Consider the following 16,491-nt stretch of genomic DNA (forward strand, 5'->3'; position numbering starts at 1 on the left):
TTTTGATATACTAACCTTTACATGCTAAGAAAGCGCATACCGGTAGAGTCGTTCTGTGCCTCACCACCTTGTAGTTACTCTACCAGTATTGTTATGCTGCAACGATCTTGACCAAAACGGCCGGGCGGTGGCACATTGGTAGAGGATTTGACTGCGTATGTAAATCGGTCCCTCTATCAAATCTTCTTGGCTCTTGTTTTGCATAGAGTGGCTGTCCGAGAGTATTCACCGTCTCATTAAAGTCTGCTGGTGCAAAATATGTTGTAAACGTGCTTGCTGTTCCTAGTGGAAAACAGTGCCCTGTATCTTTCTCAATAAATCTTCTAACCGTTCCTTCAGGGTCAGTTGCTTGCCCTCTATATTCCTCAAACGTTATGCCACAAAATGTAAACCCTGACCTCATATCATTTCGAAGTGCTGCTCCTTCTTGCCATCTTTCATATGCTTCTTTTACTTTTGCATGAGAAGTTAGTGCATCAAAAAACTCAGGGCTTACCAAGGCATGAATTCCAGTCATATATTCACCACTTAGGTTATCTTCTATATGCCGCAATACTTCCAGACACTTACGTTTTACATCAGTTGTTGCTGTTCCAAGGGCAAAATTTACTACTTTTGGTGTTATTTCAAATTCGTTGTACAGATTTAATAATTCTGACCCATCAGCATCTAAAATTATTCCCTTCAGCGCTCCCATTCGCAAATGCTCTAATGTTATTGCATGTTTGTTTCTCATTAGCTGTAAATGGTCAGTTATTACGTCTGCTAGCGCTTTAAGTTCACTTTCTGATCCAAATGCCCTTATTCCCTGTACTTCCTCTGGTAACACTACATCATCATGCGGAATATGTGGAATCGTAAATGTTCTTACCTTTCTTTTTCCTCTTTTTCCTACTGTTGCTGGCGCCCCTGGTACTTGCGTTGGTAATAAACTTAATACTCCGTTGTGTTCTTCTATGGTAATATGTCTAAATCTTACTGACCTACTTGGAAACAAATTTAGATTTTCAACTCGTCCATAATTTATCGGCAATATATTTATCGCATTTGTTAGTGCCGTCATGCTAAATGCTGTATTTGTAAATGGATTTTGCATTTTTTCTCTCCTTTTTTTCCTATTAATTTTAGTTAAATTCCCTTGCGGACAATGATCCCTCGTGCTTCAAGTTGCTTTATTGCTGCAGCTTTCTCCTCTTCAGTGATATTTGCTGGCCACACAACCGCATGATCTGCTAGTATTGCACAACGAGTAATAATTACTGCTTTAGCATTTTCTGTCGCATTTACATCACTTACTACTGCACCTATCGCTGTTTGTGTACCATCTGTGGCAGTTGGATTTATTATCTTAACCATGCTATCTTTATCGAGAGCCACTACTGTACCAAGCTTTAGGTTCTGCCCTTTTGCTACTGTTATCTGATCTCTTGAATATAGACTTGATGCCTCATACTTTAATAAGTCACCCAGATTATTTTGTTCGCTTATACAACTCATAAATTTCTCTCCTTAACTGCTTACCGCCGCTTTTATCAATGCTATATACGGCGGTTGTAAAAATACTTTAACTCCTACGACTTTTCGCTACCTGCATCATCAATTCTTCTCCTGAATTCTGTGGTATTGCACTCAGTATCTCTGTCTTCTTTGTTCTCTCTGCAAGTAATTCCATTAAAACTTCCCTAGCTTGCTCAACACTTACACTTTGCTCAATAAATTCTCCTATCTTTTCTGGCATCTTCGATAAATTACATAAACGTATTAATTCAAGAACTTCAGTACGATACTTGGTTAAATTATCAGTTTCTAGGTCATTTGTAGTTTGTTCATTCATAGTAATACTCCTGTTTTTATTAATAGATGAAAGAATTGTCATTCCGTCTGCAAGGCCTATTTCTACTGCTTTCTCCCCAAAATATAGCCCTGCCTCTGTTGATCGAATCTTTTCAATTGAAAGACCTCTGTTCCTTGCTATTAGCTGCAAAAACATTTCATATAGTCGGTCTACTTCTTTTTGTAAGCTTCCCAGACTTTCAGACGTCATTGGCTCATGTGGGTTTAAATCATTCTTTCGACTACCAGCAAAGATTGTGGTGTACTTAACACCTTGCTTTTCATCAAATCTACTTTGATCTATATGACTTGCTATTACTCCAATACTGCCAACACCAGAAGTTCTGCTCACAAATACCTTCTCAGCGCTTGAAGCTATAGCATATGCAGCAGAGTATGCATCATCATTTGCTATCGCTATTATCCTCTTTTTTGCTCTTGATTCATAAATAAAGTCAGCTAGGTCAAATATACCGTTTACCTCTCCTCCGGGGCTATCTATTTCCAGCATAATTGTCTCTATGCTACTATCTGCTAATGCTTGTTTGATTTGTTCTTCTATTTGCTCATATGATGTCATCCCGAGCATTTCATCAAACGCACCTGGTTTTTTAGTCAAGATTCCATGTATTGCTATAATTGCAGTTCTTTCTACGTTACTTTTGATGGAGTGCTTTATGTTTTTAAACGTGGGATGTTTTTGATTGTTTAATGACAATAGCTCAAAACTCCTTGGTTCAAGCATTAATGGTTTTCCTAAGAGCATCATAATCCTTTACAATCAGAGTCAAACATTAAGTTGAGACTATTTGCACGTTTTTGATCTTCTGCTATTTCTTGATCTATTTCTTCAACATCGTAACCCATTTCTGATACTACTTCCGATCGACTCTTAAATCCATTCCTTACTGCCATTTGCTGCGATTGCTGGTCTTTCAGTGGATCCACCCAATCAAATCCCTGTGGTATCCATTTTACTTCTTCTTTCGCTGCTTTTACTACTTTTTCATCTATACTCAGTTCTCCACAAAACACTGCTAATTCTAGCCATCTATTCCAAATAGGTCTACAAAACTGGAACACTATCACGTTATGCTGTAACATTGCGCACCTTCTGCGAAACTCTATCAACCCTGCCCGAATGGATGAATAATTAACGCTTGTTAAATCTCCTGTTAGCTGCTCATATGTTATTCCTGTACCTATTGCTATTGCCCTCAGTTGCTGTCTCATAAACGCTTCATAACTTCCTCCAACATCTGATGGCTCTGAAAATTTTATGTCCTCTCCTGGGTCTAAAAGCTGCATTGTTCCAGGTTCCAGGCCAGATAGTGCTACTCCTTGCTCACTTGCTTCACCTTCTCCCATGATATTTGCTTCTGGATCAAGTCTCGTAATAAATCCCGCAAACATTGCTGCAGTCTTTTTTCGTACTAATTCTGCATCATCATATTGATCAAGTTCATAGAGCTTTAGCAGTATACTCGAAAGCCATGGCTCTCCTCTAATTTGCCCAGGTCTTAGTGGTCTATAAATATGTAAAACATCATTTGCTGGTACTCTTACTGATTCTCCAAATGAGCCTTCGCCTGGATGTTCTCTAAATAAGTAATATGCTTCTCTTTGCCCAAGCTTGTTAAACTCAATCCCGTTTCTTATTACATTACCATTTGCTAAAGTTTGATTTGTTTTATTGTCTAAATGTTCAGACTCAAGTACTTGCAGTTGTAGTGGTACAGAAAATCTATCTTCCAGCTTTCTCGTTCTTAAACGTACAAAACATTCTCCTCCCTCTATCATACTTCTGCATACTAGAGCTTGTAATCCATAAAAATCACTTACTCCACTACTGTCTGCTTCATCTGTCCATCTTAGCCATAATTCTTGCACCTTCTTTCGAAATTCTCCATCTCTTGCTTTTGATTGTGGTTTTATTCCTGTTCCAATAGAGTTACTTACTATCGTATCAATTATATTTGCAGCGTAAGGATTTTTTCTCACCATATCACGTGATCTACTACGTAAAGTTTCAAGGCTTTGAGACAGCAAATTGTTTATACTTCCTAACTCTGGTTGAAAGTGAAAAAATCTTCTTCCTGAGCCTGCTGCATCCCAGGCTGAACTTTTGATTTTTGGCTTGTTGAATAATTGTTTGAAGGTTTTTAGTAGCATTTATAAAATTCCTTTACTCGTTGAAAAAATAATTTTCCTCTTTGGCTCCACTCCAGCAATCTTTAGCTCAGCTTTAATTCGTTGTCTTAAGTTTAGTAAATCATTTATATCTACTTCTGCATATCTTACCACATGATCACCATATGCAATTGATACTACTCGCTCTCCGTTTTGCAGCTTCTTTATCGCTTCTTCGACTTGAATTAAATAATCTTCGTTATACATTTATTACTTGCTGATCCATTTGCTTTTGACTATTTTCTTTGATTTTTTACTTTCCGGTTTTTCACTTAAACTATTCCATTTACTCTCTGGCCATCTGTCTATTCCCAGTGCTATCGATGCTGCTCTTGCATAAATTCGGCAATCTAGTACTTCATTTCTTTCTCTTACCTTTTGCCACTCTTGTTTGGTATATCCTTTTACTACTTTGCTGACTAATTGCTCTGCCGTTAGTTGCTTAAAATACTCAGGTGCATACTCGGGAAAATGACAATACCCTGGCGGTGTTTCTTCACCTTCTTTTAAAATATTAAGTAATTGAAAAAGCTCTGACTTTAATATCGATACTCCGACTGGCCAGAGCTTTATTCCTCTTTTCAGCTTTTGCCCTCCAACTGTTATATCTACTCTACTTGGGCTGCTCAGCGGCACTAGTGCTTTATTTACACCTTTCACTGCCATTACTCTTCCAGACCCTTGATGACTTCTCACCCAGTTGTAAACTTCCTGCGTTGCATACCCTGCATCAACCGCCATCATACTTATCATATATTCAAGCCCATTTTCACCAATAAAATGATGATTGAGGAGCTCCGAAAGCTTTTTCCATACTTCTCTACTTCCTGTATCTCCTTCAAATACTCGGTAGTCTATTGACCAACTTTCACGACTTTTTCCCCATGCTACAACTTCCACCTCTAGACGATCTTTTTGGACATCTACTCCTGCAGTAAGTACCACTTCTCTCCTTGGTACTGTGCCAATCTGAAAAAATTCTCTCCTGTTAAATAATTGCTTCCAATCAGGTACTTCTCCTTTATCTACCCAGGTTTCTCCAAGCGTTGTGTTGATCCAAACTTTCAGTAATTGTTCACTTTCCTTTGCATGCAGAAAATCCTCTACTGCTTGTTGCCAACTATACCACCCAACTGGGCTATAAAGACTTGAAAGGTGAAATCCTATTACTTTGCTATTGTGTACTTGATTTGTAGCTCTCCATTCTCCACGTTCAAGCATCTCTGTCTTTTGATGATTTTCTATCTTTTCACCACATTCTATACATATATAGTGTGCTGTACTTGGATTTTTATCTTCCCATTTTATTTGTGACCATTTTAGAACTTGATAGTAATTACAATACGGACAGGGAACAAAAAAATATCTCTTATCTGTTGCTTCAAATTCTTTCTCAATTCTGCTTATTCCATGAATCGTTGGTGTCGATACTAAAAAAATCTTTCGCCTTGCAAATGTATTAGTTCGAGCAATACTGAGCAGTACTGGATCTCCTTCACCACCTGAATCTCCTGGGTAGGCATCTATTTCATCAAGAAAGAGATATTTTACTGGCATAGATCTCAGTCCTACACTACTATTCGCTCCAGTTATTACTACTATTCCACCTGGAAACTCCTTACTTTGTACAGTATTCCCTGAATCTCTTGACCTTGGGTCTTTTACTTTACTTTTTAAACATGGTGTACTCTCTATTAACGGCGCAAATCTTCCTTTTGACCAACGTTTTCCCATTTCAACTGTTGGCTGCACAACTAACATTGGACCAGGAGTCTGATCTATAATATAGCCAATCCAATTGTTACCTGCTTCTGTTCCCCCAATCTGCGCTCCTTTCATGAATACTACTTTTTCTGCTGGTGAGGACGGAGAAAGTGAATCCATGATTTCTTTAAGGTATGGCGTTCTCTCTGTTCTCCATTTTCCTGGCTCTGATGCTGCAGTTGGCGCTAAAACTCGATACTCATTCGCCCACTCTGATACTTTAAGCTCTGGATCTGGTCTTAAACCTTCAGAAAATGATGTGGCGTATATCATATCTCTAGCTCTTCACCATCAGTAGATGATACTTCAACATCACTTAAATTAGGACTACTTGTTTTCTCACTTTCGAGTTCAGTAAACATTTTCTTTTCAAGCGCTTCTTCTACGTATTTCTGAGTTAAATTACTCATCATTATTGCAGCTATGAGTGCAACTATTCCCACCATTACCGCAGCTATAATGTTAGGGTAAATTCCCACTATCGCTATTGCACATACTGTTATAGAAACACAGATGATATTGATGCATTTCTTTATTTTTTTGTCTGCTATTTTCCTTTCTTCAAAATATTTATTGCTCAATAAATGAAATGTTGGAAAGTTGTCATTTTTTCCAAATAAAACTATATCTTTTTCTTTGCTTAGTAACTTTATCAGTTTTACGTTATTTGTTGTTATTGCGTACTGAAAAACATCTGTAGCATCTGCTCTTTTCTTTAGCAGTAATTTTACTATATTAAAATGCCTATTTATCGCCGCAAGATATATCGCTGACTCCCCTTTCTCATTTACAGCATCTACTTCTATTCCCTCTTCCAAAATCTCTCCTAGAAGCTCTCCATATCCTTTTCTTGCTGCTAAGTGAAGTAAATTGTTCTTCTCTACTCCATACCTATTACTTATTAAAGCTTTTACTATTTCAGATTTTTTCTCTTCTTTCGCATAACAAAATGGTGTCTTGCCGCTATCGTCTTTTACCAGAGGATCTATATCTTCTCGCGTTAGTAAGACCTCTATTGTTTTAAGTCTTTCAGCGTAATGTAGTGGTGTTTTATTTTCATAGTCTTGTAAATTAACTCCAGCATTAGGAACATTTATTAAGCATCTTACAATATCTAAACATAAGTCTCTTTCGTCGTAATTACTGCCACTTATAGCTACGTGCAAAGGAGATAATTTCATTGCATTTCTGCCGCTACCAGCTATATTGACATTCGCACCAAGATTTGAAAGTAATTTTACTACTTCTAGCTTCTTGTTGTTTACTGCATAATGCATTGCTGCATGATTTCTCACGTCAAGAACATCTTTATCCGCATTTCCTTCTCTAATTAAAATTTCTACTATTTCTTCATGTCCAGCTCCTGCTGCTAAGTGTAATGGGGTATGTAGTAGAGCATTCTGTTCATTAACATTAACCCCTTTGTCGAGTAAAAACCTTACAGCATTTGCTTCATTCAACATCGCAGCTAAATGAAGTAAGCTATCTTTCTCTGATCCGTATTTGTGATTGATTAGTGCTTGTAATATTTCTTCTCTTGCACAAGAGAGCGCACTTTTACCATCATCATCAGTAATTAGTGGATTAATATTTTTCCTGTTCAGTAAGAGCGCAACCATGCTAAGCTCGTTAATTTCTACTGCATAATGTAATGGTGTTTTTCCGTTTAACCCTCTGACATTAACATCCACTCCAGGTTGATTAATGAGACACTTTATTAATTCTAAAACAGACATTATAAAAATTTAGCGTTAGATAATTCTTGGAGTGAGTTTGTAATCTCTTCAGTTAGCGTCTTATGAATCTTTTCAGTGTCACTCAGTGATGCAAGTAGTGCTGAAACTCTATTTGGAATATTAAGCAAATTATTACGGACAACTCTTGCTACATTAAATGCTTCGTTTTTCACTTCCTCTACTGCTACAAGTTCTCCTATCTCAGCCTTAGCTTTTGCCTCAAGCAGTTTACCACGTTCCATTTCATTTTTTATTCGCGTTTTTAGCAACATCGTGGAAAGGTTACTTGTATTTTCGTTTTCTGGATTTTTCCTCCTCAGTGGCTGACTTGGATCTCTTATTGCTGCTACCGCTTCATTTGCTTGTTCTCTATTGATCAAACCATCCTCCAACTCAACTATTCCTTTTTTTACTAAATAACAGACATATTGCTTTGAAACTCCTATCTCTCTTGCCCATTCCGTTTGTGTGATTTTTTCCACTCTTTTCCTCCTCTCTTTTTGCTCCTTTTTACGAATTTTCTTCTTGAATTTCTGCAAAAGTTTTACCAGTACCAGAAAGAATTGCCTCCCTACCTGTGTATATTTGCCAACGTTTTATGGTGACATCTACAAATTTTGAATCTAGCTCTATTGTTCTGCAAATTCTTCCTGTTCTCTCACATGCAATTAGTGTGCTGCCAGAACCACTAAATGGATCAAGTACTATGTCTCCTGATCTGCTGCTGTTTACTATTGCTTTTTCCATTAGCTCTACTGGCTTCATCGTTGGATGTAGTGTATTGTGTGTTGGCTTATCATAAAACCACAGATCACTTTGATTTCTACCTCCATGCCACTCACGTTTATTGCCGCTTTTCCATCCATAGAGCATTGCTTCGTATTGTCTTTGATAATCAGACCTGCCTAGCGTAAAGTGATTCTTTGCCCAAATGATAAATGTTGACCATTTTCCTCCTGCTTCCTCAAATGCTCTTTGCAGCGTTGAAAACTCTGATGATGATATGCAGATGTAAATTGCTCCTTTCGTATATGCTAAAATATGGGAACAGATGTCATAGAGAAAAAGCTCATACTTTTCACCTTGATTATCATTTAATATCTTTTTGTCTTGGCTATTACCATAATCAACGTTATATGGAGGATCACAAACAGTAATGTCTGCCATTTTATCATCTAACAGCGCTTTATATGATTCAACTACAGAGCTATCACCACAATAGATTCTATGATCACCTAAAATCCATAGATCACCTGGTTTTGTTACTTGTTTGTCATCAATAGCTAAGTCAGAAAGATCTTCTTTTTCACTATCTAAATCATCAAGGAAATGTTGAACTTTTTCTAATTCAAATCCAGTCATTTTAAGATCAAACTGTAAATCTTCTAACTCTTGAATTTCCACTTTTAAAAGCTCATCATCCCACTTTGCCCAATTAGCTGATTGATTGGCAAGTAATCGAAAAGCTTTGGTTTGTGGTTCGTTTAAATTATCACTTAAGACCACTGGAATACTCTCCATACCGAGTTTTCTTGCTGCTTTAAGTCTTAAATGACCATCAACCACAGTGCCATCACTTTTTGCAACTATTGGTATACGAAAGCCGAATTCCCTGATTGAAGCACACATTCTGTTTATTACATCGTCATTTTTACGAGGATTACGCTCATATTCAACTAGATTTCGAATAGGATAGTAGTGGATTGCTAAATTCATATAATTTAAATCCTTAATAATTAAAAAGTTAATATTCAAAATATATCTGACGCTAGAGAAGGCCTGGGGTCGAACCCACCAAACCCGCCATTATGGCCGAAAGGACCCACTTTTTATGGGTTTTTTGTCTTATTAATATCTTTACTAATATAGAACATTAATGCCAAAGCATCGGCCTCATTATCATCTCTAGGTGAAAAACTTTTTTCACGTATCGCTTCAATAACTTCACTCTTACTTGCATTGCCTTTGCCTGTTATAAAGCGTTTTATAGTTTTAACATTAACACCTTGGTAGGGAATATTGTTCTCTTCACACCAAGCAGACAGAACTGCGAGAAAACCGCCATAGCAATGCGCTGCATCAGTTCCTAGATGTCTTCTTACTTCCTCAAAATACACTGCAGTGAACTCATGTTTCAAAGAATTAAGCCAATTGTGAAAACTTAAAAAACACATTCCACCTCCACTGAAACGGCTACCATGAAAGCTTTTGCTTCCACTTTCAATTACTCCATCTGTTAGAATTGCCCAGCCGGTTTGCTTGCCGAGATCTAGCGTTAAGATTGACGTACAAAAACTCCTTTGTGTAATTAAAGTTCAATGCCCTGTATAATATATATGTACGATGACTCGCAAATTCGTCCGCAATTTTGAAAAAAAATTAAAAAAAATTTCATATCCTGCCATTTGAGTTTTTACTTATCTTAATAACTATTTTACATAACTTATATTACGCCAATATTTATATTATTATATTATCATATATTATATTTTACCTGTATTTAAATATATATATAATATATATAAGACTTCAGTAATCCGTAAACCCTCTTTACTGGCCGATTTTAGCCACTTAACTTTAGAAACGGCTTTTAGGAATAGAACATAAAAAAGACAATATTATCAATAACTTAACGATTACTGCTTTCTGAAATACTAATTAGTAACTCAGAAATTAGGTACGAAATTGGTAGTTTTTTACCTATGAAAAAGTAGCTTCAGTAGTGTATCAAAACGTTTAAATCTTATTTTAATTTTTAAAGATTTTATTCTTTTAGATAAAAAAATTATTACTACTTTTTTATAATAAATTAGTCATACAAAGTCTTGGTAAAAATCTCTATTCATGAAACTTTTGGAGTTTTTATGAAGAATTCTTATCAAGGAATCGATTCTACAATTGTTAAACATGTGAGATTTCAAGCTTCGCGCCTTAAATCCAAAAGCTGTTTTATTAACGAAAGTCTCGAAGATATAGAACAAGAGCTTTTTTGTCAGGTTTGGCAATATCTTAACCAGCACGATGAGAAAAGAAGTAGTTTTAGTACTTTCGTTGCTAGATTAGCTAATTATTGTGCTCGCAATATGTTACGCAATCAGTTATGTCTAAAACGTAATATAACTTTTGATGATATAAACGACGATATTCCAGATCATAGGAACTCGGAAATCGAAGCGATAATTCGCACTGATATAAATAATATAATTTCAACTTTGTCTGAAAAAGATAGTAATTTATGTCAATTACTTAAGGTATTTACTATTACTGAAGTTTCTGTAATAACCAAAATACCAAAGACAACTATCTATCGCACACTAGAACGAATACGCAATAAATTCTCAGTTTTAGAGAAGTTATAAGCTCTCGATTATATTTGCTCAAAATTTTTTTTTTGCAAATTGCGGACGAATTGCCTAGGTCATCGTACATATATATTTAGGTACTGGGAGAAAAATGAAAATAATGAACAGCAATGAACGGCTAAAAGTTCAAACAGGTATAAAAATGGTCATCTTTGGTCCTTATGGTATAGGTAAAACTAGTCTCTTAAAGACCATAAATGAACCAACACTTTGTCTTGATTTTGAGGCAGGTTTACTTGCTGTTCAAGATTGGCAAGGGGATTCTGTAAGTATTCGTACTTGGAATGAGGCAAGAGATATTGCATGTCTCATAGGTGGTCCTAATCCTGCGTTAAAATCTGACTCAGCATATAGCCAAAGACACTATGAGCATGTATCCAGTAAATACAAAGAGCTTGCTTCGGAGTTTCTCAAGTATCGATGTGTTTTTATCGATAGTATTACAGTAGCCTCGCGTTTATGTCTTTTATGGTCAAAAATGCAACCTGAAGCTTTTTCTGAAAGATCAGGAAAACAAGATATGAGAGCTGCTTACGGGTTACTTGCTCAAGAAATGATGGCTTGGCTCAATCAGTTTCAACATATTCCAAATAAAGACATCATTACAGTTGGAACTCTTGGACAATACCTCGATGATTTCAATCGCTCAACTTGGCTACCTCAATGTGAAGGAGCTAAAACTGCAAGTGAAATTCCTGGGATAGTTGACGAAGTAATTAGTATGGTTGGAATCAAGAAAGATGATGGTACAGAGGTTCGTTCATTTGTCTGTCAGACGATTAATTCTTGGGGATATCCTGCTAAAGATCGAAGTGGTTGCCTTAATATGGTTGAAGAACCGCATCTAGGAAAACTTCTTACAAAAATTAAAACTAAAGCTTTTGCAATTCAACCTGTCACGCCCAACATATAGGAGGTTATTATATGCTACAAAACTTTTTAACTATTGGTCAAAAAATTCCTTTTTTCAGTGTGAAAGAATACTTGGACGATCGATCGCCAACACCAGAGGATATAATCTCACCAAGAATTTTAACAAAAAGAGGCTTATTGGTACTGGGTGGCCCACCTAAAATCGGCAAAAGCGACTTTTTGATTTCATGGCTCGTTCATATGGCTGCAGGTGTTTCTTTTCTTGGTATGGCTTCAAATAGACCTTTAAAAATTTTCTACATGCAAACTGAAATTGAATATGAATATATGAAAGAACGTTTGCAACAACTTGATAATGAACTTTTGAATGTAGCTGCTAACAACTTAATCATTACGCCAAAAGTGCACTTATCATTTAATCATGATGAAATAAGTGAAATTAAGGAGATTGTAAATGAACGCTTTAAACCTGATGTTTTGGCCATAGATCCATTACGTAACATCTTTAGCAGTGAATATGGGAATGAAAATGATAATAGTGCTATGCTGTTCTTTCTGCAAAAGACTCTTGAGAAGCTACGCAGTGCTGTCAATCCAGATGCTTGTATTGTACTCACTCATCATACAAAAAAATTATCGAAAAAGATGCTCGAAGAAGATCCATTTCAAGGCCTAAGTGGTGCTGGATCTTTACGTGGATTTTACAGTACTGGTATGGTGATGTTTGCTCATGATGAAGAAAGCAGTGCACGCCAGATAGTATTTGAGCTTCGCAATGGTGAACGCGTGCCAAACAAACTTGTCGATAAGATAAATGGTCATTGGCAGCTAATGGAATAGCTAACTTTCACTTTAAAGTCAACTTATAGGAGAGCGTATGCTACAAGATTTTTTAACTGATTTTAATAATGCAAAACTGCAGAACAGTTTAATACCGAAAGGTACAATAGTCAAGGTAAAAATGGCAATAAAGCCTGGAGGTTATGAAAATTGGTTCACTAAAAACTACACTACTGGCAGTATCTATTTAAATGTAGAATTTACCTTCACTGAAGGCTCATATGCAAAACGCAAGATTTTTCAGATTATAGGTATCAAAAATGGCAAAGCAGAAGGTGAAGAAGACATCTGGGGAGAATCTGGACGTTCTATGCTGCGTAGTATTTTGGAATCATCCAGAAATATTCATGCAAATGACACTTCAGAGAAAGCAGTGACTGCTAGAAGAATAAACTCTATAGCTGATTTCAACGATTTAGAGTTTACAGCAAAAGTAGGCGTTGAAACTAATAATACATACGGAGATAGAAATAGGATTACTACAGTTATTACTCCAGAATTACAAAAAAGTTTTCAAGATGATTGGTTGCCATTTTGAAGTATGACGAAGGAAAGTTGTGGGCTGCTGTTATTACTAGAGCTATTCAGGATGCAGCAGGAAAAAACCCTAAACTTAAAAAAGAGGCTTGTCAATGGATTCGCTCACGATCTTTTGAAACTGTTTGTGAGCTGGCTAATCTTGACTTTAAACGTCTAAAAAATATGTTGAACAAATTTGGAATAAACAAGGAGAACTTTATGGATTTTTCATCTAAAAATGCTTTGAAAATAAAATCGTTATTAATTAATAATATCAAAGATTGTTTATCTTATTTGTTGCCTGATGGCAAATCTTACCAAGATAAATTCTATATTGGAAGTAGAAATGGAAATAAGATAATAGTTGAAATGGAAGGAGAAAATGCAGGAAATTGGTACAACCTGATCGAAGAAAAGAAAGGAAATATAATAGACCTTTGGACTTTAGTTAAAGGTAATATAGATTCTGCTGAAACATGGTTGAACGGTAAAGATGAAAGAAGTTCCATATTACAAGAAAAACAAAACGAAGGAAAAGCATTTTCTGTAAATCATTACTTAAATGACAAATCACCAATGCCACAAGATATAATAGGCCCAAGAATTTTGACACCAGGTGGTCTTTTGGTCATAGGTGGTACTCCAAAGATTGGCAAAAGTCATTTTCTTCTTTCTCTATTAGTACATCTGGCAGCAGGAAGATCATTTCTTGGCATGAAACCTACAAGACCGCTAAAAATATTCTATCTACAAAATGAAATGGAATATGATTATATTAGAGAACGTATACAACAACTCAATAAACTTCCTCATTTAGCAACAGAAAACTTAGTTGTGACGAACAAGATGAATTTGACCTTAAATGAAGAAGGTATAGAAAAAATAAAAAATATGGTAGAGGAAAAGTTTGATTTAGTTGTGATTGATTCTCCTTATAATTCCGTTAACTATGGTCTACAGCATGCAATAGAAAAACTACGTTCCAAGATTAATCCTATGGCTGGAATAATCATCACAAATCACACCAAAAAAGTACCTACCTCTATATTGGAAAAGAATCCATTTCAAGCTCTCGTTGGTGCTAATGCTTTAAGAAGTTTTTATACATCTGGAATAGTAATATTTCAACCCAATAAACGTACAAATATCTTGCAAGTAGTATATGAACTTAGAAACGGTAGATCTATACCAACAAAATTCATCAACAAGATTAATGGATGTTGGAAATCTGCTAACGTTATAGCTAGAACATAAAAATTCTTCAGGTAGGTATGGATATTTATTGTTCACAAAGAAATGGACATTATAAATTATTAGGGAAGAAAGAACAGTTAAGAACTCAACTCCTATCAAATATAAGGTCATGTCTTTCTTATTTACTGCCAAGAGGAACTTTTCGTGGTGATAAGTTCTATGTAGGTGATCTACAAGGCAATAAAGGACAAAGTATGATAGTGGAGTTAACTGGCAGTAAAGCCGGATTATGGCATGATTTTTCTACCGGAGAAGGAGGAGATATTTTTGATCTTTGGGCTGCTGTTACTGGAAAAAATCAATTTACTGATACGATAGAAGATATTGCTAAGTGGATTGGTTATTCGGAAAAAAATAACACTCTGGGGCAACCAACGGCATCATGGAACTATTACGATAAAAGTGATCAAGTGATTGTTACAGTTTATCGTTATAACACTGATTCAGGAAAAAGATATCTTCCTTTTGATGTAAAAAGGTCTAGTTTTACTCTACCAGAGACCAGGCCTTTATATAATATTCCAGGTATCATGAAATCTGATAAGGTGATTTTAGTTGAAGGTGAAAAGTGTGCAGATGCTCTGATAGAGCAAGGTATAACTGCCACAACTGCAATGTTAGGAGCAAATGCACAAATAGAGAAAACAGACTGGTCACCACTTAAGGGTAAGCATGTTATTATTTGGCCAGACAATGATGAACCAGGCAAACAATATGCTGAGAAAGTTGTGAAAAAGCTTACTTTTCTTGGTGTTTTATCACTTACTCTTCTTGAAATACCGGAGAATAAACCAAAAGGATGGGATTCAGCTGATGGTATAGAAGAAAAGATGAATATTCCTGAATCCATTGAAAATAACTCGAAAAAAATCATCGTTAAGCAATTTCTTAATATTCAAGAATGGAGTGTGGAACGTTTTATAGGTCCAGTACCAGAGCAAAAGTTTCTTGTTGAAGGGTTATTTCCTTTAGGAGTGACATCTATTCTAGCTGCAATGGGAGATACTGGTAAAGGTATGCTTCTGCTTGATTTAGCACTGAAAGTTGCGAGTAGAAAAGATCAGCCATGTGGTTTTGGTCCTTTAGTTACTGAACATGGATCTGTTGTAATATTCTCTGCAGAAGATGATATGAGTGAAATACATCGTCGTTTAGAGCGTCTTGACTCACAATGCGAGAGATTAAAATATAAGGATAGGCTCTTTATTGTACCATTACCAAATGTTAGTGGATCACTTACAATCATAAAGAGTGTTTCAGGTAAAGTTATAGAGACTTCTCCTGAATTTGAATCGATAACAAAACAACTTAATAAAATAAAAGACTTAAAATTAATCGTATTTGATCCACTTGCATCATTCGTGCATGCTGATTTAAATACTGACCCAGCCGTAGGCGATTATTTGATGTCTTTATTATCTGATTTAGCAGGTAGCACTGGAGCATCAATAATTACTGCTCATCATATGAGAAAGCCAAAAAGTGAAAAACCTATATCGACTGTTGAGCAAGCACGTGATGCCATTAGAGGTACATCTGCTCTTGTTAATGGTGTTAGGTGTTCATACGCTTTTTGGTCTGTGGAAGATACAGCTAAACCGACAATTTTTAAATCAATAGGAGAATCTGTAAGACAGAACGCATTATTTTATGGAGCAATTGTTAAAGCAAACGGTTTGGCTGATCGCACTTTACGCACTTATTTAAGAAATGAAGAAACAGGATTGTTAGAGGACATAACTGAAAGATTAAGAATAAAAAATATGAACGAAAAAGATTCAAAGCAGCATCTTATAACTGCAATTACACGAGCAGCAATTTCTGGACATCCATTTACCCATACAGGAAGTACAGGAGTGTATAAACAGCGGCATAGACTACCTGAGGAGTTTCACAGTATAGGAAGAGATAGAATGGAGCGTATAGTTCAAGAGCTGTTACAAGCACGGAAGTTGGTTAAAGGAATGGCTACTGGTTCAAAAGAAGATAAATGGCTTGACATTCCTAGCGGACCATTTGCTCGCGGTGTTGGAAAGTTTAGCTGTGGAGCTGAGCTATTCTCCTAAAAAATTTTCCTGATATAAAAAAATATTTTGATTTTTGCGGACGAATTTTGAACT

16 protein-coding genes are annotated in these 16,491 nt (G+C 36.0%); 6 read left to right on the forward strand and 10 right to left on the reverse strand.

Annotation, left to right across the window (positions count from 1 at the left end):
• Positions 1 to 91: 91 nt before the first annotated feature.
• From AAGD93_RS03240 to AAGD93_RS03285, 10 genes are all read right to left on the reverse strand, one after another.
• The gene (locus tag AAGD93_RS03240) at positions 92 to 1,096 is read right to left on the reverse strand and encodes a major capsid protein (protein WP_019236398.1); all 1,005 of its coding nucleotides are present in this window, start codon (positions 1,094 to 1,096) and stop codon (positions 92 to 94) included.
• A 32-nt stretch (positions 1,097 to 1,128) separates the two neighbouring features.
• On the reverse strand, positions 1,129 to 1,497 hold the full coding sequence (locus AAGD93_RS03245; RefSeq protein ID WP_341819853.1) for a head decoration protein: 369 nt from the start codon (positions 1,495 to 1,497) through the stop codon (positions 1,129 to 1,131).
• A 67-nt stretch (positions 1,498 to 1,564) separates the two neighbouring features.
• Positions 1,565 to 2,599, reverse strand: coding sequence for a S49 family peptidase (locus AAGD93_RS03250; protein WP_019236400.1), 1,035 nt, complete (start codon positions 2,597 to 2,599; stop codon positions 1,565 to 1,567).
• Positions 2,599 to 4,005 (reverse strand): phage portal protein, encoded by a 1,407-nt coding sequence (locus tag AAGD93_RS03255; RefSeq protein WP_141456763.1) that lies wholly within the window; start codon positions 4,003 to 4,005, stop codon positions 2,599 to 2,601. Before AAGD93_RS03255 ends, AAGD93_RS03250 begins: the two co-directional genes overlap by 1 nt.
• Entirely contained in the window at positions 4,006 to 4,230 is a 225-nt protein-coding gene (locus tag AAGD93_RS03260; protein ID WP_019236402.1) for a gpW family head-tail joining protein, read from the reverse strand. It lies immediately after the preceding gene.
• 3 nt (positions 4,231 to 4,233) lie between these two features.
• Positions 4,234 to 6,060: a phage terminase large subunit family protein gene (locus AAGD93_RS03265; RefSeq protein ID WP_341819854.1), complete on the reverse strand. Its 1,827-nt coding sequence runs from the start codon at positions 6,058 to 6,060 to the stop codon at positions 4,234 to 4,236.
• Positions 6,057 to 7,523 carry an ankyrin repeat domain-containing protein gene (locus AAGD93_RS03270; protein WP_341819855.1) on the reverse strand — a complete coding sequence of 489 codons (1,467 nt, stop codon included), beginning with the start codon at positions 7,521 to 7,523 and terminating at the stop codon, positions 6,057 to 6,059. The genes AAGD93_RS03265 and AAGD93_RS03270 overlap by 4 nt, the downstream gene beginning before the upstream one ends.
• A complete protein-coding gene (locus tag AAGD93_RS03275; RefSeq protein WP_264337365.1) occupies positions 7,523 to 8,005 on the reverse strand; it encodes a hypothetical protein in 483 nt (160 codons plus the stop codon). Before AAGD93_RS03275 ends, AAGD93_RS03270 begins: the two co-directional genes overlap by 1 nt.
• Before the next feature lie 28 nt (positions 8,006 to 8,033).
• A complete protein-coding gene (locus tag AAGD93_RS03280; protein WP_341819856.1) occupies positions 8,034 to 9,239 on the reverse strand; it encodes a DNA modification methylase in 1,206 nt (401 codons plus the stop codon).
• Positions 9,240 to 9,352: 113 nt separating this feature from the next.
• Positions 9,353 to 9,805 carry a crossover junction endodeoxyribonuclease RuvC gene (locus AAGD93_RS03285; protein ID WP_226079873.1) on the reverse strand — a complete coding sequence of 151 codons (453 nt, stop codon included), beginning with the start codon at positions 9,803 to 9,805 and terminating at the stop codon, positions 9,353 to 9,355.
• Between the two features lie 582 nt (positions 9,806 to 10,387).
• Between AAGD93_RS03285 and AAGD93_RS03290 the strand changes: the two genes are divergently transcribed.
• The 6 genes from AAGD93_RS03290 (at position 10,388) to AAGD93_RS03315 (ending at position 16,437) form a co-directional block, all read left to right on the forward strand.
• Positions 10,388 to 10,882, forward strand: a complete 495-nt coding sequence (locus AAGD93_RS03290; protein ID WP_010962699.1) for a sigma-70 family RNA polymerase sigma factor — start codon at positions 10,388 to 10,390, stop codon at positions 10,880 to 10,882.
• Positions 10,883 to 10,976: 94 nt separating this feature from the next.
• Positions 10,977 to 11,798 carry an ATP-binding protein gene (locus AAGD93_RS03295; protein ID WP_253303059.1) on the forward strand — a complete coding sequence of 274 codons (822 nt, stop codon included), beginning with the start codon at positions 10,977 to 10,979 and terminating at the stop codon, positions 11,796 to 11,798.
• Between the two features lie 11 nt (positions 11,799 to 11,809).
• Positions 11,810 to 12,598, forward strand: coding sequence for an AAA family ATPase (locus tag AAGD93_RS03300; protein ID WP_182158718.1), 789 nt, complete (start codon positions 11,810 to 11,812; stop codon positions 12,596 to 12,598).
• 37 nt (positions 12,599 to 12,635) lie between these two features.
• Complete coding sequence (locus AAGD93_RS03305; RefSeq protein WP_341819857.1) at positions 12,636 to 13,136, forward strand: hypothetical protein; 501 nt, start codon at positions 12,636 to 12,638, stop codon at positions 13,134 to 13,136.
• Complete coding sequence (locus AAGD93_RS03310) at positions 13,121 to 14,371, forward strand: AAA family ATPase (protein ID WP_341819858.1); 1,251 nt, start codon at positions 13,121 to 13,123, stop codon at positions 14,369 to 14,371. The genes AAGD93_RS03305 and AAGD93_RS03310 overlap by 16 nt, the downstream gene beginning before the upstream one ends.
• 17 nt (positions 14,372 to 14,388) lie before the next feature.
• A complete protein-coding gene (locus tag AAGD93_RS03315; protein WP_341819859.1) occupies positions 14,389 to 16,437 on the forward strand; it encodes an AAA family ATPase in 2,049 nt (682 codons plus the stop codon).
• Positions 16,438 to 16,491 lie beyond the last annotated feature (54 nt).

This window comes from Wolbachia endosymbiont (group A) of Brachyopa scutellaris, from assembly GCF_964026995.1.
Classification (GTDB): domain Bacteria; phylum Pseudomonadota; class Alphaproteobacteria; order Rickettsiales; family Anaplasmataceae; genus Wolbachia; species Wolbachia pipientis.